We start from the raw sequence: 25,160 nt of genomic DNA, 5'->3' as shown, positions 1-25,160 counted from the left end.
AGAATAGTACTAAGTGATGCCTAGTGTATCGCTGTTGTGGTGAACGGCCAGTTACAACTCCCCAGTTGAATGATTGCTGTGTCGTTCGCCTATATAATGAACCCTTGGACGGTATAAACGATTATTTTCATGTTGTTCAATAACATGCGCACACAATCCTACTGTTCTCGAACCAAAAAAGATTGGTGTGTATAATGGGATTGGAATGCCCAGCATCCAATATACCGGTGCCGCGTAATAATCTAGATTTGGATAAAGTCCTTTCTCTCTCTCCATTATGGTTTCTCCCGCCTCACACATCCGGTAAAGGAGATCGTCACCCTTTAGCGCACATAACTCCTTTAACGCATCCTTCATTACCAAGGCCCTTGGATCCATCTTTTTCATATAGACTCGATGACCAAACCCCATAATTTTCTCTTTATCACGTAAACGCTTTTCTAATAACAATTCAAATGCGTCAACAGAACTAGCCTCTAAAAGCATATTCATGACTGCTTCATTCGCTCCTCCATGTAAATAGCCCTTTAAAGAAGCAACCGCTCCAGTCAATGCACCATATAAATCCGAAAACGTCGAGGCAATTACCCTTGCGGTGAAGGTGGAATTTGGCATTTCGTGCTCGCTATAAAGTAGTAGCGACTGGTCAAAAATAGATTCTTCCAACTCTGTCGGTTTCCTCCCCGTAATCATATAAAGGAAATTAGCACTGTATGACAATTCTTTCAACGGAAGGATTTGTTCCTCTTCCTGTAAAATGTGAAAGCTGTTCGCAATTATTTCCGGAATTTTGCCAAGTAACTCGTAAGCTCTTTTTTTATTGATAGCTAGAGTGTGCTGATCAATTTCCTTATCATAGCCCGCTAAAGCAGATATCCCAGTTCGCAATGCGTCCATTGGATGTGTCTCTTTAGGCAATGCTTGCAAAATCTTTGTGACACCTTCTGGCACACCATGCTCTTTTTTCAATTTATCTGCCACACCTGCTTTTTCAGTATCAGACGGCAAGGTATTTTCCATTAGCAAGTGGACAATATCAAGATACCCTTTTGTTTTTGAAAGCTCGATTAAATCGTATCCTTTGATAATAATCTGACCCAATTCCGTATCGAGCAGCGAAATGGATGTTTCAGTGGCAATCACGCCTTCAAGTCCTGGTAAAAATGTAAGTGTATTCGTCATACTATTTTCCCCCAATCTGAATGGTTATGACTCTGAGATTTGTAAACGCTTTCACTTCACCAAAAATTATCCTATTGTATCTGTTCGCAGCGCTTCCCCTTATTTCTGACCATAAAAAAAACAACTTCATAAGAGAAGTTGTTAAAGAGCGCCAGAATCCCAACTAAAAGAAAGCTGCCTGCTAAAAATAGGCATAGCTCATCCGCGCGTCCTTAACACCCCCTATCCTCGTAGGTCAACATGTGTTATAAAAAGAGGCAGGTCTCCTGGCTAATGATCATTGCTATTCGTACCTTCCCACTTTTTTATAAAAAGCAGTGGTTTAAACGAAATCGCTCCCATTTACAGTTGCGGGACAGCGTCGGATTCTCACCGAACTTCCCTTTTAAGCAGACCAATACATCAGTATTAATCCGCACCTATTTTTACACATATTCAATTATCGAAATATCCCCTTGACTATAACACAAACTTTTAAATATTCCAATTCTTTATTCATATCTAATTTCTATTGTTTCAGAGAGGCATTAAGTATACCGACTTCAAGAATGCGTAAACAATAATTGGATACTCTTTTCATTTTTCATCACTTATCATTACTATTACATAAATGGGAAACGTGTATTCAATCCCCATTTACATACTATATATGTTGAATTAAAGAATCCCATTGAATCTTCCGTGGCGCTCAATAAGGAGAGCGTTTTAATTCGGAGGCCACTGAAAAAGTACGATTTCCTTCAATCCCGTTGATTTCCGTTCCGAGCGGACGCTTTCCGCGGGCACGGCTTCAGCCAATCGAACAGCAAAGGGTTCGATTGGCCGTATTTCTGCGTTCTTGGCAGAAATTAAGGCATTCTTGCCCCGTGCTCCCAACGCTAACGCTTTTGCTCGCAAAAGCCGTTCTGCGTAACGGCTCTTCCTGCGGGGTCTTCAGCTCGCGCTGTTCCCGCTGGAGTCGCCGCTCTTCACTACAATCAACTAGTTCTTACTATAAAAAAGAACTTTTTCAGTTTCCTCTTAATTCGGGGTGTGGATTGTAGAGCGCTTGGCGCTTTGGCGACCCCTTTGCCGCGCGTGCACTAGGGTGTTCATTATCGAGAGAAATGTAATTTCGAGATGTATATGCTGAGATTATAAGGTGATTACTAGTTGATACTACTTATATTCAAGAAAGACGTGCTCCAACTTGCAAATTGCATCACAGATAATGAAAAGCTCTTTCTCACATAGACCTTCTAGCGAAGGCGCGTCTTCGTGGTAGCCGGAGCGATAAGACTAAGGAGGGATGCAGTTCAATCCCTCCCATGTGGTCTTCTTTCTGGCTTATCGCGGGAGGCATCCACAAAGCGTCGAAGCGGTATTAGTGAGAATCCTAATTCATTCCAAGTACTAAGGCTTTTTCAGTGGCTTCCCAAAAGCCCTTGTAAAGCGCATACGCCGTATTCATTTGTTCAACATTTATAATTAATTAACTGAACCTATATATCTCCTAAATCGACAATTTCCCCTGTCACCGCATCAACACATTCCGCTGCATCCAACAATCCGCAAAGAATATACTTACCTACGAACTCATCATATACATAAGTCGGATCAAGCGTAATATAGGGTATCATTTTCTCAAATGCTTCTTCATGTGTTACGACCGCGTTTGCGGCAGGGAGAAAGGCATCAAAAATCTCAAACATCGAGCCGTTATCAAGATAATTCAGCACCTTCATCGTTTCCGGATTCATGAAAACAACTACTTTTCTATTAAAAATCATTGGGTTTTCTTCATTTATTTCACAATGCGCTTCGATAAAGTTCTCTTGACAACGAAGTTGGGACAGCTTCCACTTTCCTGATTCATCAGGATATTCAGCCCGTAGGACATCCCGAACAACTTTTTTACTACGTTCAATTTGATCAGCCGACAACGTCAGTTTTTTACCTGCGTCGACGTTACCTAATGCTTCTTCTACGTTTGCTTCGGAAACAATTGTGATTTCTTCACGATCAATATTTTGTTCTAACGGTTTATTCCATTCGATTACTTCATCAATTTTAACTTCTGAACGCTCATGTTCCATAAATGGGATGATTCGGGCCCCGTCAACCGTTACGTACACTTCTTCCATTGCATAGACGGGAACAAAACGTTTTTCAGTTTCAGATGGAAACTTTATAAGTTGAAGCTGTTTTTTGACGATTGGTTCAATTTCTTCAAGTGTTAACGTGAATTTTGACTGCTCAACGAGATTTTGCGAAGGCATCGTTCCGTACGAATGATAAGAAGTCAGCTTGCCAACATCATCAAATTCAACTTCAAGTATACAGCTCGGAGAAAAATAGATACCATCGATGTCTGATGTAAATTGAAACCCATTTGCATTCGCTTGCGTTAGTTTGAAATCCTGTTCGTACACCAATCCAGTTTCCTTTTCAAGCCATGCAGCGACTTCATCAGCGGCTTTATCCGGAAAGTGCGTTTTTGTAGAAAATGATTCGCCTTGTACGAATGACACATTACTAAAGCGTTGCTTTTGAATTGCATATTCAACAATCGCTGTTCCCTCGGGATTATAACCTTCTTCGATTGGCTCGTTTAACTCTTTAGGAAACCACTCCATAGTAAACGTATAGTAAGCATCCCCCATAGTATCTCGTTCTTTATAAATCGAATGTCTTTCCATTCGGTAAGCATCCAAACCAAACTTTTCTTGCGCTTCATCGACAATCTTTTGTAGTCTCTTGTCCATGTTCCCACCCTTTTCCTATGTATTATTGAAATAAAGAACTTCATTCGTGTTGTTCAACATAAATGGTCAAAAATAAAAGCTGATTGCACATGGCAGTCAGCTCTGTTGTTCACTCAAAAAATACTTTATCAAGATTATATTTCGCACGTTGTGTATTAATGATATACGTTTCATAAATTTCGCGTTCCATCGGGTCTTCGACAACGATAATCGCAATTTCATGCACTTCGTTACGATGATTTTTGATTGGAGAGACCGTGTCTTCAAAATGCTTTTTAACACGTTGGCGCAGTTTACGTGCTTTCCCAGCAAACAGCAATTCATCTTTGTTATTATAAAACAAAATGATGCCGCCTTTATCACGTGGAATTTCATGTAAATCAATAAATCCATAAATTGGTTTTATCGGCGCAACATCGGCACCCATTTCTTGTTTACGTTGTACAATTGTTACATCCGGATTTGGTATAGTAATTGTGATCAATTAAACGTCACGTCCTCTTCTGTTATGAACTTAAATTCTAACATAAAACAGCCCAAAAAGCGAAGAATGGTGTCATTCAAATCAATTCAAAACAACTATATTTCCCTTACTAATTGCTCTGATTGTTCATTTTCTTTAAAATCGGACAACATTTCGGAAATAACAGGAAGATACTAGTCACACTACACTATTGATTCGTAGTAGTGACAGGCATTTTTATAGAACCTTATCATGCAGCATTGTTGACTTTTGATTCATAATCGTGTAAATTATTCAATAATACATACGAGCATTGAAGAGAAAAGTAAAGTGATGAATTCCGTCCTTTTCAATCGGTTAACGATTGATTTGAGCGGGATTTTTTTGTTTCTCACTTTCATAAACTATAGGAATGAGGAGTGGATTTGTAATGACAACAGGTTTATTAGTTTTTCAATCCGATTTCGGCAAAAGTGATGGTGCAGTGAGTGCGATGCATGGCGTAGCAAACTCCGTTCAACGCGGAATCCCAATTTTTGAAATCACACATCAAATTCCTCAATACAATATTTGGGAAGCTTCCTATCGGTTATTACAGTCGATTGGTTATTGGCCAAGTGAAACGGTCTTCGTATCAATTGTCGATCCAGGAGTTGGATCGAACCGTCGTGCGATTGTTGCGAAGACTGCGGATAATCACTATATTATTACGCCGGATAACGGGACATTAACGCATGTGTTGCAATTCATCAAAATAACGGAGATCCGGGAAATCGATGAATCAAAAAACCGGCTTCCAAATTCAGGTGAATCGCATACCTTCCACGGACGCGATATATTTGCTTACACGGGTGCGCGGCTTGCTGCTGGAATTATACAATTTGAAGAAATTGGTGCATCAGTTAATCCATCAACTATTATTGCACTACCATTGAAATTGTCCACCATTGTAGATGAAACAATTACAGGAATAGTAGATATTATCGACCGTCCCTTCGGCAATCTCTGGACCAATATAAGCCGAGAACAATTCAAGGAAATCGTAGAACAGTATGGCGATTCAATAGAAGTTTCTATAACGACAGATGGCCGTACAATCTACAACAACATCATGACGTTCGGCCGATCGTTTGCAGACTTGCATATTGGTGAGCCACTCGTTTATGTGAACTCCCTCGACAATATCGGCATTGCTATCAATCAAGGATCTTTTGCAGATGCCTATCGTATTGGTACCGGAACAAACTGGGAAATTATTATTCGTAAGGCCCCAAGAATTGTGTATGAATAACAGCAGAAATTCAAACAAAAAGAGCTAACTCGGAATTTTTCATTTCCTTGTTAGCTCTTTCCATTATAATAATCGTTTGTCTATTTCTTCATCATTGAATTTAAAACCAAGTAGTGTATTCATTTTCACTTTTGCTTTATTTTTTATATCTTCATCAATATAAGAAATCACTTTAAATACGGCTGCGGCTATGACCCCGGCATCATCCACCAGTCCGACTACTGGTATGAAATCTGGAATGAGATCGATCGGGAAAATCAGATAGCTGAGTGCACCGACAATAATCATCTTTGTCGATTTGGGAACCTCAGGACTTTTTGCAACGTAGAAAAGAAGCAAGCTATAATAGACTGTTGTCTTCCCCGCCAGTTTCCCGTATTTCATCATTTTTCCCCAAAACTTTTCGTCTGAATAATGGTTTTCTGTTTCCGGCATACTGGACTCCGGATCAAAGTTCTTCAATTTATTTTCGTACTCTTTTTGTTTTTTCATCATATTGAAACCTCCTCAATCGCTGCTCATTACATTAATTCTACACGGAACGACGCTATGTGTCATTCTATAGCTCCAGGATCCCACCCGTAGTTTCTATATAAGTTGGATATATGAATAAACAGCGAAGGCGACTTTCAAGGGACCTTCTATCGCCACAGCGGATTCAATAAACTTCATTATTTCAATATATGTATGGAACAACTTCCGAATTAAAAAAGGCTTTGTTTTATTCTTACAAGCCATTATTTCGACTTTCCTAACTCAATTGAACATATGATGTACTACTCTATTGAGAAGGGAAGGACGTATCCAGTGGATTTACCAGTATCAATTGCAACAAAAAGACTGCCCCACGCCTCAAAGGATGTTAAAGTATATTACCCTGTTGTTACCCAATTACCAAATCCCAATGCGCAAAGTACTATTAACCATGCCATCATAACCACTCTGAACAAAATACTAGTCGAACAAAGTTTTTACGAGAAAGACCTCGTGGAATTACTTGCCAACTTCGAGTTAAAGAACAATCAACGCGGTATCCTTAGTTTGAATCTCATCGTCTATTCGTTTACAGGCGGTGCACACGGGATGACTATCGTTAAATCACTGACCTTTGATACAAAAACCGGTAAACAATACGAGTTGAAGGATTTATTCAAAAAGGGTAGCAACTACGAGAAAAAACTGTCGGATATCATAAATCAGCGGATCAAAGACTGGAATATTGAGTTGCTTGAACCATTCAAAGGAATCCGTAGTGACCAGGATTTCTATATCGCTGACACTTCTCTCGTTATTTATTTCCAGCTTTATGAAATCACGCCATACTATTGGGGCTTCCCCTACTTCCCGATTCCAATTCTAGATCTAGCCGATATAATAAAACCCGATGGTCCACTTGACCGGATGATGGCATTCACTTAATAAAGTTAATCTTCAATCAGAGGGGGGGGTTCTTCCCCCCACTGATTGTTAGTTTAACCATTCGGGCTTTTACGGGCAGTTGATCCCCCACTTATTCTTCTTGTGTCCTTGAATACTTGAAGTGGGGGTCTTACTGCCCGTTAATGCGGGATAAATCCATAAGAAAACCAAAAATAAAGCCAATTGCCGAAACTTTGATTCTGTTTCGGCAATTGGTTTTATTTCTTATTTATTTCTCTTAACCCGGTACCACCCAAAAATCGCAAGCAATCCAGCTATAAAAACAACTCCACCACCAATTAAGACGGTTGATTTCCCATTATCAACAGATTTAACATCTTGTGTTGGAACTTGGCCTTGGCCTAAAATAGCAATATCTTCAGCAGCATTTCCAAGCTCTGTCGTTGGATCGCAAATTATACTCGTAAGCGATTCATCCCCGTACATATCAGATAGCCTAGCATATACCAAATATTCTTCGCCAACGACAAATGCTATGCCGCAATCTCCATCACTACTCCCTGTCGCAATAGCAACTTCCGTTTCATTAATTCCCTTCCATGTTTCTTTCACATTAAATAGGACCGTTTTTCCACGCCTGCCTAACAGCCCGTTATTGTCCTTTATTCCGATAACTTCTCCGCTGAAAACTGCTTGCGAACGTGAATATCCTTTATCTACTGAAGGCTTCATTACACATGAGCAAGCAGCCACAGGTACAGGTTTCAAAAAAAGTGTAAGTAGTAGGACTAAACATAGTAACGGAAACAAACCAAATTTCTTTTTCATAAAAACCCTCCTCGTATTCTTATTAGTCCGTTTTGCTGGTGGCAAAGTTACAACTTATCTAATCAGGTCAAAAAACAACTCCAATACATTTCACCACCGATACCTCTCTCATATATTAGTTATATAGTTTTACTTTTTAATCAAATCAAATAGAAAAACTATTTTTGTTCCCCTTCATTAACCGAGAAATAAGTATTTACTCATTGTTCTCGGATGAATAAACTCTAGAACTAATGATATATATGATTATTATTACTATTTATAGCAACTACAAAATATTTCCCCGGAAATAAAGTTCTTCTTCAAACCATTCAGCCAAAATCACTAAATACATAAAAACATTTACTTTAAAATAAAGTTAATCTTCAATCAGAGGGGGGCTCTTCATCCCCCACTGATTGTTAGTATAACCATTCGGGCTTTTACGGGCAGTTGAACCCCCACTTATTCTTCTCGTGTCCTTAAATACTTGAAGTGGGGGTCTTACTGCCCGTTAATGCGGGATAAAATCAGAACACAAGAATCTTTATTATTAATAATGTCGCATTTACATTACCGTATAATCAATTTAAGTATGCACATGCGTTGAGTAACCCAAGTTATCCAGTAATGACTAATTAATTTTATGATTAAACCCCAGATGCCTAATGTACAGATGCTTTTAAATCGCTTTGGTTCGACCGACTACTGCACCGTTATAGGGAATTCTTATTGCGTAGGGTAGTCGACCTCCGTCGCTCCTAAAAGTGACAGTTACACTAAGCTCTAAACCATTTGGGAAGGAGTGAATAACCACTTTCCTCTCCATAAAGGAGCAATTTTGTCTGCCCCTTCTTTATAGCATTTCCTTTTCTGATGTAAGCCAGTTACACTTTCTATATAGCGTCACACTGTTACTAAAGCGGTGGAGCGGACGGAAGTTTCCAAATCATTTCCAGCTACAATTAACCCGTGGTAAAGGTGTTGCTATTATTTCGGCCAAAAAGAGCCGGAAATGTACAAGTCTACTGTAGACTCTTGTTCCTTATGTAAGAATATGGTTAATCAACAAAATTGATAGATTTGAGTAATATAAAGCATTTCCGAAAGGATGAAGAAGAATGAAGCGTACACTTGTAATGAGTGATATTCATGGCGAATTAGAAATGTTTGAACGTTTATTATCCGATGTGGAGTACGATTCTAATCACGATCAACTCATTCTGTTAGGTGATTATGTAGACCGTGGGCCAAACTCGAGAAAGGTACTTGATAAGGTTATCGAGCTGAAATCAGAAGGAGCCCTTGTCCTAAAAGGAAATCATGAAGACTTGATGATCAAAGCCTTGACGACAAACGAGGAACGAGCTTGGAAACATTGGATCAATCGATGTGGCGGTAGCAAAACCTTAGAAAGTTACGGTCTCAACGAAAGTGAGTTTATGATGCAAGATGCAGAGGTATTTGTTAAACCTGTATTGAATTCCAAAATATTGGAAAAACACCTTGAATTCATTCAAAATCTGGATCACATTATCGAACGTGACGATTATGTTTTCGTCCATGCAGGCGTTCACCCTACACAACCAATTGCTGAAACAGATCCCTATATATTGATGTGGATCCGCGAAGAGTTCCACACAGGTTATGATGGAGACAGGACAGTCGTCTTCGGTCATACGCCAACTAAAATTTTTCATGAGGATGCGGAAAATCATACTATTTACTTCGGAGATAACCGGATTATTGGTATCGATGGTGGAGCTGTCTACGGCGGGCAATTAAATTGCTTAGAATTACCGAAACGAAAAGTTCATTACGTTAAATGATATACTGTTTACAAATACATACTAAGGAGATCCTCCATGACAATCAAAAAGTATGAAGAACTAGTCTCAAATCGAATTTTCATAGGTGGCGTAGATGCAATTGATGATCTTCTTGCGAATGAAAAAATTGATATTATCTTTGATTTACGTGCAGAAGTAAAAGTTCCACTTTCAAATAATAAAAGTGTACATCAGCCTATTGTTGACGATACCCAGCAACAAGACGCGTCCATTCAAGCTGCTGTAAAAGAAATAACCGATGCATATAAGGCTGGGAAAAATGTGTATTTTCACTGTAATACTGGTCGGGGTAGAGCAGGAACCATTGCCACTGCTACATTATTGGAATTGGGACTAGCGGATTCCGTGGATGAAGCCGAACAGAAAGCGAAAGAAATCAAACCGGCTATTAATATTAAGCCCCAATTTAAAGATGCACTCAAAAGAATTTACGAGAAGTAATTAGATGATAAAAATCACAAAAAATGCCTGACCCTAAAATATGATAGGGCAGGCATTTTTGTGTTATTTTAATTCACTTCTTCTGCTGATTCCTTCTTTTGGATGAAGGCATAATTGATTTTTCCTTCTCAGCTTTCTTCTTCACTGCACGTTCGATCCTCTCAAAACTTCTTATGTCGGCCGGTCTGACCGTAATTGGTTCTTTCTTCAACAATTTGCCCATTCCGATTACAAGTAAAAGGAGAAGAACCGTGAAAGGCAATGCAGCAATAAGTGAAGCAGATTGCAATGCATCCAACCCGCCGGCATATAACAGCACTGCCGCTATCGCTGACATTAGGATTCCCCAAACCATTTTCACAATCAAGGGTGGCATCAAACTCCCCTTCGTTGTCATACTCGCCAGGATGTACGTTGCCGAATCCGCAGATGTCACCAAGAATGTAAAAATCAATAAGATTGCCAAAGCGGACATGAGTCCAGTGAATGGCATATGTCTAAACGTCTCGAAAATTGCAGAAGTGACATCAGCGTTAACAGCTTCCGCTATCTTTGTACCGTTGTTCAAATCACTATAAAGTGCTGTCCCGCCCAATGTTGCAATCCACATGCATGCAAACACCGGCGGAATGACCATTACCCCGATGATGAATTCTCGAATCGTTCTACCTTTGGATACACGTGCAACGAACGCCCCAACAAAAGGCGACCATGCGATTGTCCACGCCCAATAGAATATCGTCCAATCCCTGACCCATGTCCCACCTTGATAAGGCTGTAAACGCAAACTGTATTGAATGAAATTCGTTATGTAATCACCGATTGCCAGTGTAAAGGTTTCAAGGATGAATACCTTTGGACCCACGATGAAAAAGAACACAAGCATCGCTATTGCCATTCCTAAGTTAAAGTTCCCTAAATAACGGATTCCTTTATTCAACCCTGAAGCTGCCGACAGCATGTAGCAAATAAAAACGATAATTATAATAATTAACTGTATGCTGAATGTACTTTTAATGTTAAATACAGATTCCAGACCACCAGCCATCTGCAAAATACCGAGCCCAAGCGAAGTGGCAATCCCCATGACTGTAGCAATGACTGCAAAAGAATCAATACCTATCTTCAACTTTTTATTCGATCCTAGCAACGGCTCCAAAGCTGTGGAAATGAGACCATCTTTTTTCTTTCGAAATTGTAAAAACCCGATAACCAAGCCAACAATACCGAAGATAGCCCATTGAGAAATACCCCAGTGGAAAAATGAGTAACCCATTGCAACCCGTGCCGCTTGTTCTGAATGCGGTTCTATGCCTCCAATCGGTGAAATGAAATAGTGGCTCATCGGTTCCGCTACACCCCAAAAAACGAGCCCTACTCCGAAACCAGCCGAAAATAACATCCCAATCCATGTGAAAAACGGATAATCCGGCCGTTCTTCATCGCCGCCAATCCTGATTGCTCCATACTTACTGATCGCCAGACCAGCTAAAAATATCACTATGATGAAAACAACCAGCAAGTAGAACCAGCCAAAATTCACTGCTGTAAAGTCGTATAATTTATCTGCTACATTTCCAAACTTTTCCGGTAATACCGCCCCCGCAACTACAAGAAACAAGATAACTGTTGCTGAAATTGAGAATACCGGATTTCTCCAAAACTTCCTATCCAAAGAAAACCGACCCCTATTAAATTAGTTAATAACTATATACCCTAAACTACTTCCAATTAAATCGCAAATGAACACTTAAATTTTTTAAAAAGTAATAAGTGCCCTTCCCTTGTTTATCACGATTTGCAGCAAACAAAAAAACATGAATCCCTATGTTAAGGATTCATGTTTCTTTTTCCGATGGATAATCATATAAAGGATAAGGACAGCAAACGCAAGTGCACCCGACACCAAGTAAACGGATTCATATCCGAAATGGAGAGCAATTAGCCCAAGTACAAACGACCCTATCGCAAGGCCCGAATCAAAAAACGTGAAGAATGTAGCGGTCGCATATCCACTTCTCTCATGTTTTGTTGATTGTACTGCAAGTGTCTGGAAGCTCGGAACAAGTGCACCATAACCAAATCCAACAAATGCTCCCGCAATTAAAAAGGATATTGCAGAATCCATGTTTGCCAAAAGGACAAGACCGATGGCAAAAAATATAAACCCGGGTATTATTACATATTGGGGCCCCTTTTCATCGAAGAGCCTACCAGTAAACGGGCGAGTTAATAGCATAACTGCCGCAAACACGAGGAAGAAGGAACTCGCCAATGCTAGGAGTCCTTTTTCCTGTGCATAAATGGATAGGTACGATAAGACACTCGCATAAGACAATGCTATCAAACTTCCAAGGAATGCCACTGGCACTGCCCGTTTTTCAAACAGGTCGCCAAATGACAATTTGCTTTTCACATCATTTTTCACTGGAATAACGCCGGCTGGTGCAGATAGAGATGTTAACACGCCGACAATCATTAATATACTCAGCACGACAAACAATACATCGAATGAATAGGATTGAATGACAGCCAGCGCAATTAATGGACCGAGAACAACAGCTAAATTTGTCGACATCGAAAAATAGCCCAGGCCTGCTCCTCTTCGCGTGATCGGCACAATATCTGCCGCAATTGAAAGTGTCGCCGTCGTAATAATACTAAACCAGATCCCCTGTACAAAACGCAACACTAAAAGTCCCGCAAACGGTTGGATAAAATAATAAAGGACTGTACATATCAAATAGAGGGCAAGACCAATCCATAACATTTTTCGTTTTCCTGCAATATCTAAAATTTTCCCTGTAAACGGTCTGACAACAATTGCGGAAAGTAAAAATACTGTCATCAGTAATCCCGCCTCTTCATCTGTTCGGTTCAACACCCCGATTGCATAAAGCGGCAGAGTAGTTACAAGGCCATAAAATACGATAAATACAGATATATTAGTAAAAAACAAACTGACGAATGGTTTTGTCCAAATAGGTTCTTTTTTTTCCAAATTACTCACTTCTTTCATTGTCGAGCTTTTTCAATAATCCTCTTAGTATTACCTGTTCTTCATTTGACAAACCTTTTAAAAATTCATTTTCAAAATGAATAATCGAGGCCTCAATCATAGGAAACTTGGCTACAGCTTCTTCCGAAAGGCGGACTACCTTTTCCCTACGATCCTTCCCTACGTATGTCTTCAGCCATCCTAATTCCTCCAATCGACTCACAGTTCGTGTTATCGTTGGAGCTTCCACATTCAAATACTTCCATATATTTGTTAATATCATTTCCTCATGTTGATGAACACAGTAAAGCACTGTCCATTGTGATGCGAACAGATCATATTCTTTAAGCACTAGATTTAATTCTTTACTTAATAATCGTGTCTTTTGAAATACTTCATGGAATAATGGATTCATATCTTCAACTCCTTTATTTACTTAGGTAACTATTATATTATACTTCGGAATTCGAAACTTGTAAAGAAACAGAACTCAATAAAACAGGCAATCCCTCCTATGGGGATTGCCTGTTTTATCACATTGAGATGTTTCGTGGACCTTTCCATTTCATAGAGACAAATATTGTAATTACAAGAACGATTAGTCCCAAAATAAATGGATACAAAATATGCACGTCAAACAGAAGCCCAGCAAGAAGTGGTCCAAGGACGTTTCCAATGCTCATATATGCATTGTTCATTCCCATCGCAAATCCTTGCTCATTCCCCGCCAACTTAGATATGAGTGTCGTCAGTACAGGCCTCAGTATAGAAGTCGAGAGGAAAATAATCATCGTAACACCGAAAAACATAATATAACTCGGCACAAAGATGGACAGCAAAAATCCAAGTGCCGCAAGAGCAAGGAAAATGTTCAACACGACTGCTTCACCAAATTTGCGAACAATCCAATCAACAGCAAATAGTTGAATGATTACACTGATGATACCTGTTGAAGTTACTAATACAGCAATATCTTTCGGAGTGGCTCCGAACACATTATCTACAAAAAGGCCGAGAACTGATTCATATGCCATTAACCCAAAGCTCATGACAAGCGTGATAACTAAAGGGATAAAGTACGGTTTGTTAAATGACTGTGCAATTTCTTTTACCATTGGCTCAGGTTTTTCATTAGGCACTTCGATTTTCGTATCCATGCTTTCTTCCAACATGAATGCTGAAAAAGCAACGGCTGCGAGTCCTACTATCGCAGATATAAGCAGTGGCATTTTCAAACCAAAATCAGCTAAAAATCCTCCGATTCCAGGACCAATAACAATCCCAAGTGACATCGAAGCAGAAATGAAACTGTTACCTTTGGCACGCTGATCCATTGTTGTGATATCTGCCACGTAAGCAAAAATCGCTGGGATTAATAACGCTGCTCCAACGCCCCCAATAACACGGGATAGATATAACACACCTATCGAATCTGAAAAGTAAAAAACGAACATGGACAGGGCCAAACCGCTAAGTCCTGAAATAATCATTATTCTACGTCCATAGCGATCCGTCCATTTCCCTGCAATTGGTGACATTACAAGCTGTGCTCCCGCAAATATGGCAATCATCAAGCCCGCTGCCGTCCCACCTTGGCCAATTGACAAAAGATAGGCCGGTAATATAGGTATTATAATTCCGAAACTTCCTACTGCAATAAACATATTAATCATTAATATTAGCATTTTCTTTCTTTGGTCTTTGGACAATTTTTACAACCTACTTTCAAATTTAAGCCGACTCCATATTATAATATGGATTGAATGTAAAAGCCAACTCAAAAAACTATTTATTTTCACCATACAATTATTCAAATAGCTGAGCATTTAAGTCCAAACCATAACAATGAACAAGTATTGAATGCAATTGCCCTCTATGATGGTATAGGTGGGCTGTTGTTTCTACTAGCCACTCGTACCGGGAGTAGGTCACCCCCCAATATGAAGTTATTTCCATGTGCAACTCTTCTTCATTAAACTCCATAAATCTCTCTTGTAAAAAAGTATAATTACTCAATAATGCCTCTTTAATTTCCTCTTTTGAAATCAATGAAACTGTTGAATAAAATGTAGCCATTTCTTCTTGGTTTGCACCATCAGCAATATAAAAATCCGCTCTACATATTGTGGCAATATGCTCTAATAACTCACCAACGGAATGTTTTGCAGCTGTTGGTCTTTGTTGTAAGTCATGCTCTTCTAAGCAATCTACTAGTTCAACAAGGGAATCAATCGCAACCCTTATTTGATGCAACGCATATCTACAATAATTGTTCATTTTGTCCCCTTAATCCGCAGTTTCTGCTGTTAATTTTTGATCGCGCGGTAGCGCCAACCCTACAAGTCCAATAATAGGGAGGAATGAAACAATGATCATCGTAGGATGAATACCAATACTATCCATCATTATTCCGATGATAACCGAACCAATTGCTCCCATACCAAATGCCAGTCCAACAGTCAGCCCTGCCATCGTTCCAATTTTGCTTGGTACTAGCTCTTGTGCATAAACAACTGTCACCGAAAAGCTTAGCATAATGAAAAAACCAATTAACATCAGTAACACTGCCACAGCCCATAATGGAACATATGGAAGTATTAAGCATAACGGTATCGGCACTGCGAGCGAAAGTACAATGACATTTTTTCTTCCAAGCTTGTCTGCCATCGGTCCGCCAAAAAATGTGCCGACTGCACCAAGTGCCAAAAACAGGAATATATAGAGTAATCCTTCTTTATCTGATACCTCATATTTATCCATCAAATGAAATATGAAAAAGCTTGTAATATTCGTAACGTAAAATGAACGGGCGAAGATGATGACAAGAAGTAAACCAAGTGCTATCCCTATTTTCTTTTTCGTTAAGTTACCAATCGATGAGAGAAGGACTTTCTTACGATTGTTTAACTTCTCCTGTTCCAACTGCTTTTTATACCAGGCAGATATTTTCATCAATATAAAAATACCAAGTGCTGCAACAAGCAAAAATAACGCTGCCGATTTTTGACCATACGGAACTAATATGAACGCACCAATCAACGGTGCAAGTGCCTGTCCCGAGTTTCCACCCACTTGATAGATGGATTGAGAAAGTCCACGCTTCGATCCTGCAGCCATAAAAGAGACTCGTGATCCTTCAGGGTGAAAAACGGCGGAACCAAATCCAAGTAACATGACGGAAACGATTAATAACCAGTAAGTTGGAGCAAAAGCGAGCCCCCCTATTCCAATTAGCGAAAACATCATTCCGAATGGAAGCGCATAAGGTTTTGGCTTCCGGTCACTTATATACCCGATGACCGGTTGTAAGACTGATGCCACCATATTCAAAGCAAAAAAAATGAATCCAAGTTGGGTAAAGCTAAACCCCCTCTCTTTTACAAGAACAGGAAACATTGCTGGAATCACAGCTTGAAGCGTATCGTTTAACAAATGGCAAGCACCAATTGCAAACATAATTGGATAAACAGGATTTCCTAATGCAGATGATTCTTTTACTGTGGTCATTTGATTCTCACACTCTTTCCCTGACAGTAGTAACTTAATAGACCAAGTATATCGCATTTTCCGAACACTTGAATGTTTAATATAGCGAAAACAATGATTTTATCTACTCATGTCGATATACTTATTAAGTAGCTATTTAGTATGGATAGAAAGAGGCGATCTTTTTGAATATACACGACGCGATTAAGACACGGAGAACTATTCCGCTAGTCAGTGATCAAGCTGTACCAGCAAATCTTATTGAACAAATTATTGAGGCGGGAACTTATGCGCCGAATCATCATAAAACCGAACCTTGGCGTTTCTATGTACTTCAAGGCGATGGCAGAATGAAATTAGGTAAAGTGCTTCGTGAGATAACGATTTCTCAACAGGAAGATCCTCTTTCGGAAAGTAGTATCGTAAAAATTGAACGAAGTGAACGGAATCCGCTGCGTGCACCTGTCATCATCGCGGTCGGAGTGGAGCCAAGTGAAAAAGAAAATGTTATTTTGAAAGAAGAGTATGCCACTGTCAGTACCAGTGTCCAAAATATGCTATTAACCGCACATGCACTCGGTCTTGGTGCAATCTGGCGAACAGGTGCAATTTGTTACCATCCAAAAGTAAGTGATTTTTTCGGACTATCTACTAAAGGTGAGATTGTTGCATTTATCTACCTAGGATATCCTGAAATTGAACCGAAACCGTTTAAAAGGACCGATTTTAAAGAGTTCACAACTTGGATTAATTAACTAAAACACGCTCATCAAATTTACTTTGATGAGCGTGTTTTAGTTAATATAATTTTTATACTTGATATACTTAGTATACCTGCATATAATAAAGTTATCGAAAGAAGAGGTGATACTTATGAAGGTTTGTCCTTATTTGGAATCGTGCTTTGAAATATTAGGCAGGCGTTGGAATGGTCTCATCGTCCATTACTTATCGAATTGCCCAAACTTTACGGCACACTTTTCTGATATGAAACGTGATTTGAATGATATTACCCCACGGTCCTTATCATTAAAGCTAACTGAACTCGCCAATTATAGCTTGGTTGTGAAAGTAGTAACAGAAGGCACCCCCGTCACCATTTCATATCATCTGTCAGACAAAGGACAGCAGTTAGCAATTGCCCTCCAACCTGTTCATAAGTGGGCACAAGATAATATCGATTTGGAACAGACAATTACAAAATAAAGAAATGAGGAATTAGAATGAAAAACAATATGATATGCGATTTAGAAACTGGCGTATGCGGACCTGGTGGAGAAACAGAAATGCAATTTATCGATCTCTCCACGCCTAAAAAGAAGGTCGACTTATATTATGTAACGGATCCAATTTGCTCCCACTGTTGGGCACTGGAACCCGTTCTCCGAAAATTCGAGGCGCAATATGGCCAATACGTCAACATGCATACATTGATGGGTGGATTATTGGAAAACTGGAACGGCTTTGCGGACACCGCAAATGGCATCAATGGTCCTGCCGATGTCGCTGAGCATTGGAGAGAAGTCGGTGAGCATTCTCGTATGCCGATTGACGGGACTCTTTGGCATGATAATCCGATCGAATCTTCCTTCATTCCTTCTCGTGTATTTAAAGTGATTCATAAGCAAAGTCCCGAAATCGCCAATATATTTTTACGCCGCGCACGCGAAGCCCTCTTCGCTTTCAATCAAAACATTGCGCAAGATGACATATTAATCGATCTTGTCAATAAAGTTGGCCTTAGTGGAGTAGAAATCGTCAAACAATCGAAACTGCCGGAAGCTGAAACGTCATTGCAAGAAGACTTTCAACTCGTTCGTCAACTAGGCGTCCGTGGATTCCCAACTATCGTCATGTTGAATGAAGAGAAAAAAGGCGTCAAGATTGTCGGTGCACGAGCACTTGAACAATACACGGAGGCACTTCAACAAATGCTGCCCGGGGAGATTTTGCAACCAAAACAACAATCAAGTTTGCAGTCACTTATCCAACAAGAAAAACTGTTGTTCTCACGTGAAATCGAAGAATTTTATGCAATTAAAGAACAAGATGTTAAAGCATTCGTAAGTGATCAATTGGTCAATACCGATTATAAAACGAAGGAAGTTCTTGGCGAAAAATATATTTCGATCATCGGTTAATGTATACGATGGCAAGCTAGACATATCCTGTCCGGCATGCCATCGTTTTTCATTACACGTCATTCAATGATTCTAATAACCCAGACTACTGTAGAATAGAATTTATCATACAGATATAAGGAGGATTATGATATGAACATATTAATCGTCGGAGCAGGAGCAATTGGCGGATATTTTGGAGGTAGGCTCTTGGAAAAAGGAGAGAACGTTACTTTCCTTGTACGAGCAAAGCGCAAAGAAATGCTTGAAAAATCTGGCTTAAAAATTGAAAGTGTCAACGGGGATGCTAAGCTCGCCCCGCGAATGATTACATCAAAGGATATTGGGGATAAATTCGATTTGATCCTCATTTCTACAAAGTCCTATCACCTTACCCAAGCAATCAATGATATACGTCCATTTGTAAAAGAGGACACGATTATTCTCCCCCTCTTGAATGGCGTCGGGCATCTCGAACAACTAATCAAAGCTTTCGGAGAAGATGCCGTCATCGGTGGTCTTTGTTTCATCGAAACGACACTTGACGAACATGGAGCCATATTACAAAAAAGTCCGATCCATCAGCTTATTTACGGCGAAAGATCTGGGGAGATCACACCCCGTATGGAAAAACTGAAAGCTGCTTTTGAAGGGGCCAACGCTTCATGTGTGCTAAGTGAGCAAATCAATCAGGAAATGTGGCATAAATATTTGTTCATCACTGCACTATCCGGTATTACATCACTGATGGAGTCACCAATAGGACCAATTATGGAGTTGGAAACCGGGCGTAATACTGTTGCTTCACTGTTGGAAGAACTCGGCGCAATTATGAAGAAAATCAATGCACCAATACATGATACTATCACGCAAGAACTGTATACCAAAATTAGTGATATGCCATACCTTATGAAATCCTCGATGCAGCGAGATATAGAAAAATCCCTTCCGCTAGAATCCGATCATCTGCATGGTTTATTATTGCAACACGCGAATACACATGACGTCCCAACCCCGATACTGGAAACGATTTATACGAAGTTAAAGATTTACGAAAAAGAAAAATGACAGAAACAAGACCGGGTGGATGGACACCCGGTCTTGTTTTGTATGTCCTCTTTCGATATTCAACTCTAAACTGTGGTCAAATCATTCACATACATATCGATTATTTCTGGATTGCTTTGAAAAACATATCCGCCGGACTTATTTTCCACCGACAATTTGGCAACACTTTAATATACACATACAAGGGCGGAAGGGATTGAATACTTTCATGTTTGCTTTGAATGGAGATACTTTACTTTATTATTTTCCTCTCCTATTAGTTTTAGTTACGTTTGAATTGTCGCTATCAGTTTATAAATCCAGTGATTCACAATGGACTACCAAGCTCGCGGCCGGAAATTTCTTTGTTAATCTTCTATGGATTGCTCTCCTTTTATCTATTGTATTTAATCCTAATTTGTTCACTCCTGAATTTGTACCGTATATGGTGGAAATCTACGACAGTACTGCCGAGAAAATCACTTTAATAATAAACTTAAGTAAGACTGCCATCGTATTAGCGGTCATTGTGACAAATTCAATTGATGTTCACAATGCGTTCAATAATATCGGAGTTAAAGAAGAAACGTAACAGAAGTATATTAATAAAAAGTGATACGGAGTTTGAAATGGATTCTTATTACAACACGTGCTTAAGATTGAAACCCCAGTCCTACTACTGAGAACAATTTACACAAAACCGAAGACTTTCTAAAGGTATGCTGACAGAAACAAGACCGAGTGAAATGTACACTTGGTCTTGTTTCTGTCTTCTCTTTAATCACAATGAAGAATACGTATTTTCATTGCCCTTTTCTATGCATTTGCGGATTTTAATACAATCAGACTTGTTGTAATACCAACCATAATCACTGTCGTAAACGACAAGACTAGATGAACAGAAGGTATTAATAAGCTTCCCATTGTGACAATCAATATATCAATGCAAAAGATCATAACACCTGGATTAATGGACAGTTTCCTTGCAATCATTTGTGCTAGTAAATCGGTTCCCCCAATACTAATATCAAGGCGAAGCATGATACCCACCCCAACACCGATAAATATCCCTCCACATATTGCACTTATTAGAGGACTAATTACCAATTCCCTTCCGATCATATTCAATGGATATAATAAATCCATGATTAGGGATGAAAGCAACATGCCATGGATTCCGTTGTAAAAAAAAGAACGGTAATACTTCCAAGCAAGCATAAAGATTGGGATGCTTACGATAAGAAATGTAAGCCCCACTTTGACACCCATCGCATAATGGATAATTAGACTGATACCAATCGCACCACCATCCAACAACCCAAATGGAACAAGAAATAAATTTACACCGATCGCGACTAATAAACTTCCGATAAATAGCGTTAGCGCCTTTTGTAAAATGTACACAGGACCCCACCTATTTCAAATACTTTATAGATGTATATGCCTGTCTCAAGCATTTCTTCACTCAGTTACGACAATTCGTTATAGTAAAAAACGTAAACAGGAATTAAATCCTTCTTAATTGAGCAGAGTGTGGATGAGATCCCTGTTCAAAACGTATTGTCCTACGATTTACTATGCACACGTTTCATCATATTAAAGAGGAGGTTATCAATTGTCAGACGATCTATTCAATAACAAATTGAATGAAGAACAAGAAGATACATTGACGAATAGACAGGGACATCCTGTTACAAACAACCAGAATCTAAGAACAGTCGGCAATCGAGGTCCTGCTGTTTTAGAAAACTATGATTTTCTAGAAAAAATCAGCCACTTCGACAGAGAACGTATTCCTGAACGTGTTGTCCATGCACGTGGTGCAGGCGCGCATGGCTATTTCGAAGCCTATGGAACAGCTGGTGACGAACCCGTTTCCAAGTATACACGCGCAAAACTTTTTCAGGTAAAAGGCAAACAGACGCCTGTATTCGTCCGCTTTTCATCCGTTATTCATGGTGGACACTCGCCTGAAACACTTCGTGACCCTCGTGGATTTGCTGTGAAATTTTATACAGAGGACGGTAACTGGGATCTCGTTGGAAATAATTTAAAAATATTCTTTATCCGTGATGCGATCAAGTTCCCCGATATGATTCATGCTTTTAAACCAGATCCGATTACGAATATTCAAGACGGCGAACGCTTTTTCGACTTTTGCGCCAGCTCTCCCGAATCGTTCCATATGGTGACATTTGTTTATTCGCCCTGGGGCATCCCTGCCAATTACCGCATGATGCAAGGCTCCGGTGTCAATACGTATAAATGGGTGAACCAAGAAGGCGTTGCAGTACTTGTCAAGTATCATTGGGAACCGAAACAAGGTATTAAAAACTTAACCCAACAACAAGCAAGTGAAATCCAAGGGACAAGTTTTAATCATGCGACACAAGATTTACATGACGCGATCAAAGAAGGTGATTATCCTGAATGGGAGTTGCTTGTCCAAATTATGAGTGACGACGAACATCCAGAACTCGATTTCGACCCGCTCGATGATACGAAATTATGGCCTGAAGATCTGTTCCCATGGTTACCTGTCGGAAAGATGACCTTAAACAAAAACCCTGAAGATTACTTCACTGAAGTTGAACAAGTAGCATTCGGTACAGGTGTGCTTGTCGATGGTCTTGATTTCTCTGATGATAAAATGCTTCAAGGACGGACTTTCTCCTATTCCGATACGCAGCGTCATCGCGTTGGCGCCAACTATTTACAGCTACCCATCAATTCTCCCAAAAAACGGGTAGCAACGAATCAGAGTGGCGGACAGATGCAATATAAACTTGACAGAGCTCCGGGTCAGAATCCTCATATTAACTACGAGCCATCGATCTTAGGCGGTTTAAAAGAGGCTGAACAAGACGGAATAGAATACACTCCTTATATTGAAGGTAAACTTGTGCGAGAGTCCATTGACCGACAAAGCAATACAAAACAAGCCGGAGACACGTATCGCAATTTTGAAGAATGGGAACGAGCAGATTTAATTTCAAACTTGGTGTCAGACCTTTCAAATTGTGACCCACGTATTCAAGTTAAAATGATAGCTCTTGCGGATGAGGCGGATGAAGAATACGGACGTCGTTTACGAGAAGGCTTGGCACAAGCCTCAACAAAAGGATCGAGTCAGAAGCCCCTCGGAAATAGAGATGGCGATAAAGCCCCTGATGAAGCAGTGGCGAAAGGTCATGACGCCGATCCATATTAATAAAACAGCTCACTCAATGGAGTAAATCCATCTAAGTGAGCTGTTTTATTCTACTGAACTTGAATTAGTAAGCTTTGCTTATCGTGTACCTACATTTTAAAAGTATCGAAATACTTTTCTTACCGATCTACTCTTTTAAAATAAAGATAAATTTTCTCTAATTTTTTTGTTTGTTTTCCTTTTAAACTTTCCATATTACCAAATTCAAAAAACTTCACTCTTTTGATTCCTACAAAACTAAACAGCGCTTTTTTCATCAATATTTTATGTGCATTATTCAACCAGAGAAGTGGATATTTTGTAGGGCCCTTCATAGTCGATACACATACAACTGACTTTCCTTTCAAAAGTCCTTCTGGTAGTAGTCCCTTCTTATCCCTGTAAGCAAAATTCGCAGAAAATAATTGATCAATGTATCCCATAAGCATTGCTGGAGGTCTTCCCCACCAGATTGGATAGACAAAGACAATCTTATCAGCCCAAGTAATTTGTGTTCTATATTTTTCAATGCGAGGATCACGATACATATCACGTCTTCGTTTATGTTCACTAAACACTAGGAGTGGATCAAATTTTTCTTCATATAAATCTAATACCTGTAACTCCTTTATGTTCGGATTTTCATTACTTCCATTGATAATTTTTTGTAAAAATGCATAATTTAAACTTTTGTGATTTGGATATGTGTATATAACTAGCGTTTTCATAACGCACCCCTTTTACTTATCATATGACAAGTAAATAATAGCACTCTCTTCTTTTTGTTGTCAAATGATAATTGTATTAGGACAATGTTTTTGATATCTTGTGAGTAAGAGGTGAGAATTATGGACAAAAAAGCTCTTTTTTATAAATGTGTATCATTTACAACTTCTGTTCATCGCGTGACACACGAATTAACCAAAAATACCAAATCAGATTCCGTCACACCAGTTCAATATAATATTCTTGAGTATATAGCCGTTAGTCAACCTGTTACTCCTAGTGAAATCAGTGATTGTCAGCATATATCTATGCCAAACACGAGCCGTGAACTGAAAAAATTAAGCGAAAAAAATCTAATCGAAAAATCAAGTGATACCGAAGATCGACGAAAACAATATATTCGCCTCTCAGAAGATGGGGAAACCATGATGAACGAGTCTTTTGCATGTGTAGAATTTCGTTTCCTAGATCGAATACAAAATGCTTCGAATGAAGATTTAGATGCTATTAACCAAGCATTAGATATTCTTCAAAAAAAACTATTTTATTAATAGACATGAACTACGGTTTAATCCTCTCAGAGGTAATGGGAGAACAAATAATGGATAAAACAAAACGATTCACCTGGCATAAAATTGGGGGATCGTTTTTTAATAGTATACAAGCACACGTGTTGATAACCAAAATAAACCAAAAAACAACTTAATCAAACACTAGGCGTCCCGAGTACGGTTGCTTTTAGATCGCTTTGGATTGAATGACTCCTATACCAGTACCGAGATATCTTGATCTATAGGATGCGCATGGTGGTCGTTCATCCGTCGCCCTCCAAAGGCACAAGTACACGAAGTACTAAAGCTTTTTGGGACGAAAGAAATTCAACAGACGTGGTATACAAGATGAATTTTTCATATTAAAACTTGGCAGATTCCGATATATATCATAGATCATCCGTGTTTAAGTAACAGATTAATTCGTTTCAATTATTTCTTTAATGATTGTCGCTAAAATATCCGCTGCTCTAAATTCTTCTTCCAATGTATTGTCTATCCCGCCTATATTCATTAATACTGACTCACCAATGAGATCCTGATTGTAAGTACTTTGTGCCTTACCATTCTTAACTATTACCCCTCTCGAAATTCCAGGGTATTTTTGCTCAATTTTAGCGTGTAGTAGTTCTGCGAAATCCACATTTTCATCGTAATTCTTGCTTGTTCGAGACACTATTAACGCCACCTTTGCATATTCTTTTCCATTAGCGATGAAGGTGCTATCTTTTCTTGCTATGGAATCCCTGTGAATATCAAATACCATCTTTACAAATCTCAATGATTCTGTCTTCCAAGTTTTCTGCATCAAGCAAATATATCCCCCCTCATTTTGTCATACAACCATTATTCGTTTAAGCTACCGAAAAGGTTACATGTTTTTT

General features: G+C 39.2%; 25 protein-coding genes and 1 riboswitch. Of the genes, 11 read left to right on the top strand and 14 right to left on the bottom strand.

Annotation, left to right across the window (positions count from 1 at the left end; all coding sequences use genetic code 11):
* Window positions 1–51 precede the first annotated feature (51 nt).
* The 3 genes from mmgD to H7992_RS08305 all read right to left on the bottom strand — a co-directional run bounded on the left by mmgD (window position 52) and on the right by H7992_RS08305 (window position 4,410).
* The gene (mmgD, locus tag H7992_RS08315) at window positions 52–1,182 is read right to left on the bottom strand and encodes a citrate synthase (protein ID WP_187047256.1); all 1,131 of its coding nucleotides are present in this window, start codon (window positions 1,180–1,182) and stop codon (window positions 52–54) included.
* Between the two features lie 238 nt (window positions 1,183–1,420).
* Window positions 1,421–1,620, bottom strand: a riboswitch (cobalamin riboswitch).
* A gap of 1,043 nt (window positions 1,621–2,663) precedes the next feature.
* Window positions 2,664–3,926, bottom strand: coding sequence for a hypothetical protein (locus H7992_RS08310; RefSeq protein ID WP_187047255.1), 1,263 nt, complete (start codon window positions 3,924–3,926; stop codon window positions 2,664–2,666).
* Window positions 3,927–4,035: 109 nt separating this feature from the next.
* Window positions 4,036–4,410 carry a nucleotide excision repair endonuclease gene (locus H7992_RS08305; protein ID WP_067207386.1) on the bottom strand — a complete coding sequence of 125 codons (375 nt, stop codon included), beginning with the start codon at window positions 4,408–4,410 and terminating at the stop codon, window positions 4,036–4,038.
* A gap of 409 nt (window positions 4,411–4,819) precedes the next feature.
* Between H7992_RS08305 and H7992_RS08300 the strand changes: the two genes are divergently transcribed.
* On the top strand, window positions 4,820–5,680 hold the full coding sequence (locus H7992_RS08300) for an SAM hydrolase/SAM-dependent halogenase family protein (protein WP_067207381.1): 861 nt from the start codon (window positions 4,820–4,822) through the stop codon (window positions 5,678–5,680).
* Window positions 5,681–5,743: 63 nt separating this feature from the next.
* On the opposite strand, the gene H7992_RS08295 is transcribed toward H7992_RS08300, so the two are convergent.
* Window positions 5,744–6,175 carry a YkvA family protein gene (locus H7992_RS08295; protein WP_231885788.1) on the bottom strand — a complete coding sequence of 144 codons (432 nt, stop codon included), beginning with the start codon at window positions 6,173–6,175 and terminating at the stop codon, window positions 5,744–5,746.
* Between the two features lie 312 nt (window positions 6,176–6,487).
* Here H7992_RS08295 and H7992_RS08290 point away from each other — a divergent pair, with 312 nt between their 5' ends.
* Window positions 6,488–7,099, top strand: coding sequence for a DUF3298 and DUF4163 domain-containing protein (locus H7992_RS08290; protein ID WP_067207378.1), 612 nt, complete (start codon window positions 6,488–6,490; stop codon window positions 7,097–7,099).
* Between the two features lie 225 nt (window positions 7,100–7,324).
* Here the strand turns inward: H7992_RS08290 and H7992_RS08285 are convergent, their stop codons facing one another.
* Window positions 7,325–7,888, bottom strand: coding sequence for a hypothetical protein (locus H7992_RS08285; protein ID WP_187047254.1), 564 nt, complete (start codon window positions 7,886–7,888; stop codon window positions 7,325–7,327).
* A 1,100-nt stretch (window positions 7,889–8,988) separates the two neighbouring features.
* Here H7992_RS08285 and H7992_RS08280 point away from each other — a divergent pair.
* Together H7992_RS08280 and H7992_RS08275 are read left to right on the top strand one after the other, a co-directional pair.
* Complete coding sequence (locus H7992_RS08280) at window positions 8,989–9,696, top strand: metallophosphoesterase family protein (RefSeq protein ID WP_187047253.1); 708 nt, start codon at window positions 8,989–8,991, stop codon at window positions 9,694–9,696.
* A gap of 36 nt (window positions 9,697–9,732) precedes the next feature.
* On the top strand, window positions 9,733–10,158 hold the full coding sequence (locus tag H7992_RS08275; protein WP_067207369.1) for a protein-tyrosine phosphatase family protein: 426 nt from the start codon (window positions 9,733–9,735) through the stop codon (window positions 10,156–10,158).
* A gap of 73 nt (window positions 10,159–10,231) precedes the next feature.
* Here H7992_RS08275 and H7992_RS08270 read toward each other — a convergent pair whose 3' ends face one another.
* From H7992_RS08270 to H7992_RS08245, 6 genes are all read right to left on the bottom strand, one after another.
* The gene (locus H7992_RS08270) at window positions 10,232–11,833 is read right to left on the bottom strand and encodes a BCCT family transporter (RefSeq protein ID WP_187047252.1); all 1,602 of its coding nucleotides are present in this window, start codon (window positions 11,831–11,833) and stop codon (window positions 10,232–10,234) included.
* Window positions 11,834–11,983: 150 nt separating this feature from the next.
* The gene (locus H7992_RS08265; protein WP_370569997.1) at window positions 11,984–13,168 is read right to left on the bottom strand and encodes an MFS transporter; all 1,185 of its coding nucleotides are present in this window, start codon (window positions 13,166–13,168) and stop codon (window positions 11,984–11,986) included.
* Window positions 13,161–13,571, bottom strand: coding sequence for a MarR family winged helix-turn-helix transcriptional regulator (locus H7992_RS08260; protein WP_067207359.1), 411 nt, complete (start codon window positions 13,569–13,571; stop codon window positions 13,161–13,163). The genes H7992_RS08265 and H7992_RS08260 overlap by 8 nt, the downstream gene beginning before the upstream one ends.
* A 118-nt stretch (window positions 13,572–13,689) precedes the next feature.
* The gene (locus H7992_RS08255; RefSeq protein WP_067207357.1) at window positions 13,690–14,865 is read right to left on the bottom strand and encodes an MFS transporter; all 1,176 of its coding nucleotides are present in this window, start codon (window positions 14,863–14,865) and stop codon (window positions 13,690–13,692) included.
* Between the two features lie 97 nt (window positions 14,866–14,962).
* Complete coding sequence (locus H7992_RS08250) at window positions 14,963–15,433, bottom strand: DinB family protein (RefSeq protein ID WP_187047250.1); 471 nt, start codon at window positions 15,431–15,433, stop codon at window positions 14,963–14,965.
* A gap of 9 nt (window positions 15,434–15,442) precedes the next feature.
* Entirely contained in the window at window positions 15,443–16,663 is a 1,221-nt protein-coding gene (locus H7992_RS08245) for an MFS transporter (RefSeq protein ID WP_067207351.1), read from the bottom strand.
* Window positions 16,664–16,827: 164 nt separating this feature from the next.
* Here H7992_RS08245 and H7992_RS08240 point away from each other — a divergent pair, with 164 nt between their 5' ends.
* From H7992_RS08240 to H7992_RS08220, 5 genes are all read left to right on the top strand, one after another.
* The gene (locus tag H7992_RS08240) at window positions 16,828–17,397 is read left to right on the top strand and encodes a nitroreductase family protein (RefSeq protein WP_067207350.1); all 570 of its coding nucleotides are present in this window, start codon (window positions 16,828–16,830) and stop codon (window positions 17,395–17,397) included.
* Between the two features lie 118 nt (window positions 17,398–17,515).
* Window positions 17,516–17,848: a winged helix-turn-helix transcriptional regulator gene (locus H7992_RS08235; protein WP_187047249.1), complete on the top strand. Its 333-nt coding sequence runs from the start codon at window positions 17,516–17,518 to the stop codon at window positions 17,846–17,848.
* Window positions 17,849–17,865: 17 nt separating this feature from the next.
* Window positions 17,866–18,783 (top strand): DsbA family protein, encoded by a 918-nt coding sequence (locus tag H7992_RS08230; RefSeq protein ID WP_187047248.1) that lies wholly within the window; start codon window positions 17,866–17,868, stop codon window positions 18,781–18,783.
* A 132-nt stretch (window positions 18,784–18,915) separates the two neighbouring features.
* Window positions 18,916–19,830 carry a ketopantoate reductase family protein gene (locus tag H7992_RS08225; RefSeq protein WP_187047247.1) on the top strand — a complete coding sequence of 305 codons (915 nt, stop codon included), beginning with the start codon at window positions 18,916–18,918 and terminating at the stop codon, window positions 19,828–19,830.
* A 196-nt stretch (window positions 19,831–20,026) separates the two neighbouring features.
* On the top strand, window positions 20,027–20,401 hold the full coding sequence (locus H7992_RS08220; protein ID WP_067207337.1) for a hypothetical protein: 375 nt from the start codon (window positions 20,027–20,029) through the stop codon (window positions 20,399–20,401).
* A gap of 224 nt (window positions 20,402–20,625) precedes the next feature.
* Here the strand turns inward: H7992_RS08220 and H7992_RS08215 are convergent, their stop codons facing one another.
* Window positions 20,626–21,213, bottom strand: coding sequence for a YitT family protein (locus H7992_RS08215; RefSeq protein ID WP_187047246.1), 588 nt, complete (start codon window positions 21,211–21,213; stop codon window positions 20,626–20,628).
* Between the two features lie 211 nt (window positions 21,214–21,424).
* On the opposite strand from H7992_RS08215, the gene H7992_RS08210 reads away from it, so the two are divergent.
* Window positions 21,425–23,020 (top strand): catalase, encoded by a 1,596-nt coding sequence (locus tag H7992_RS08210; protein WP_222618009.1) that lies wholly within the window; start codon window positions 21,425–21,427, stop codon window positions 23,018–23,020.
* Window positions 23,021–23,139: 119 nt separating this feature from the next.
* Here the strand turns inward: H7992_RS08210 and H7992_RS08205 are convergent, their stop codons facing one another.
* A complete protein-coding gene (locus H7992_RS08205) occupies window positions 23,140–23,727 on the bottom strand; it encodes an NAD(P)H-dependent oxidoreductase (protein ID WP_187047245.1) in 588 nt (195 codons plus the stop codon).
* 120 nt (window positions 23,728–23,847) lie between these two features.
* Between H7992_RS08205 and H7992_RS08200 the strand changes: the two genes are divergently transcribed.
* Complete coding sequence (locus H7992_RS08200) at window positions 23,848–24,276, top strand: MarR family winged helix-turn-helix transcriptional regulator (RefSeq protein WP_067207326.1); 429 nt, start codon at window positions 23,848–23,850, stop codon at window positions 24,274–24,276.
* Window positions 24,277–24,694: 418 nt separating this feature from the next.
* On the opposite strand, the gene H7992_RS08195 is transcribed toward H7992_RS08200, so the two are convergent.
* Entirely contained in the window at window positions 24,695–25,084 is a 390-nt protein-coding gene (locus tag H7992_RS08195) for a stage II sporulation protein P (RefSeq protein ID WP_255428680.1), read from the bottom strand.
* Window positions 25,085–25,160: the final 76 nt, after the last annotated feature.

This window comes from Sporosarcina sp. resist, from assembly GCF_014302295.1.
Taxonomy (GTDB): domain Bacteria; phylum Bacillota; class Bacilli; order Bacillales_A; family Planococcaceae; genus Sporosarcina; species Sporosarcina psychrophila.
This window is presented reverse-complemented; position numbering and strand designations above follow the sequence as displayed.

Bases quoted from the DNA above. Each gene is read 5' to 3' on its own strand.
- mmgD (WP_187047256.1), bottom strand. From the start codon at position 1,182: ATGACGAATACACTTACATTTTTACCAGGACTTGAAGGCGTGATTGCC.
- H7992_RS08310 (WP_187047255.1), bottom strand. From the start codon at position 3,926: ATGGACAAGAGACTACAAAAGATTGTCGATGAAGCGCAAGAAAAGTTT.
- H7992_RS08300 (WP_067207381.1), top strand. From the start codon at position 4,820: ATGACAACAGGTTTATTAGTTTTTCAATCCGATTTCGGCAAAAGTGAT.
- H7992_RS08295 (WP_231885788.1), bottom strand. From the start codon at position 6,175: ATGATGAAAAAACAAAAAGAGTACGAAAATAAATTGAAGAACTTTGAT.
- H7992_RS08285 (WP_187047254.1), bottom strand. From the start codon at position 7,888: ATGAAAAAGAAATTTGGTTTGTTTCCGTTACTATGTTTAGTCCTACTA.
- H7992_RS08280 (WP_187047253.1), top strand. From the start codon at position 8,989: ATGAAGCGTACACTTGTAATGAGTGATATTCATGGCGAATTAGAAATG.
- H7992_RS08275 (WP_067207369.1), top strand. From the start codon at position 9,733: ATGACAATCAAAAAGTATGAAGAACTAGTCTCAAATCGAATTTTCATA.
- H7992_RS08260 (WP_067207359.1), bottom strand. From the start codon at position 13,571: ATGAATCCATTATTCCATGAAGTATTTCAAAAGACACGATTATTAAGT.
- H7992_RS08250 (WP_187047250.1), bottom strand. From the start codon at position 15,433: ATGAACAATTATTGTAGATATGCGTTGCATCAAATAAGGGTTGCGATT.
- H7992_RS08245 (WP_067207351.1), bottom strand. From the start codon at position 16,663: ATGACCACAGTAAAAGAATCATCTGCATTAGGAAATCCTGTTTATCCA.
- H7992_RS08235 (WP_187047249.1), top strand. From the start codon at position 17,516: ATGAAGGTTTGTCCTTATTTGGAATCGTGCTTTGAAATATTAGGCAGG.
- H7992_RS08230 (WP_187047248.1), top strand. From the start codon at position 17,866: ATGAAAAACAATATGATATGCGATTTAGAAACTGGCGTATGCGGACCT.
- H7992_RS08225 (WP_187047247.1), top strand. From the start codon at position 18,916: ATGAACATATTAATCGTCGGAGCAGGAGCAATTGGCGGATATTTTGGA.
- H7992_RS08205 (WP_187047245.1), bottom strand. From the start codon at position 23,727: ATGAAAACGCTAGTTATATACACATATCCAAATCACAAAAGTTTAAAT.
- H7992_RS08200 (WP_067207326.1), top strand. From the start codon at position 23,848: ATGGACAAAAAAGCTCTTTTTTATAAATGTGTATCATTTACAACTTCT.
- H7992_RS08195 (WP_255428680.1), bottom strand. From the start codon at position 25,084: ATGCAGAAAACTTGGAAGACAGAATCATTGAGATTTGTAAAGATGGTA.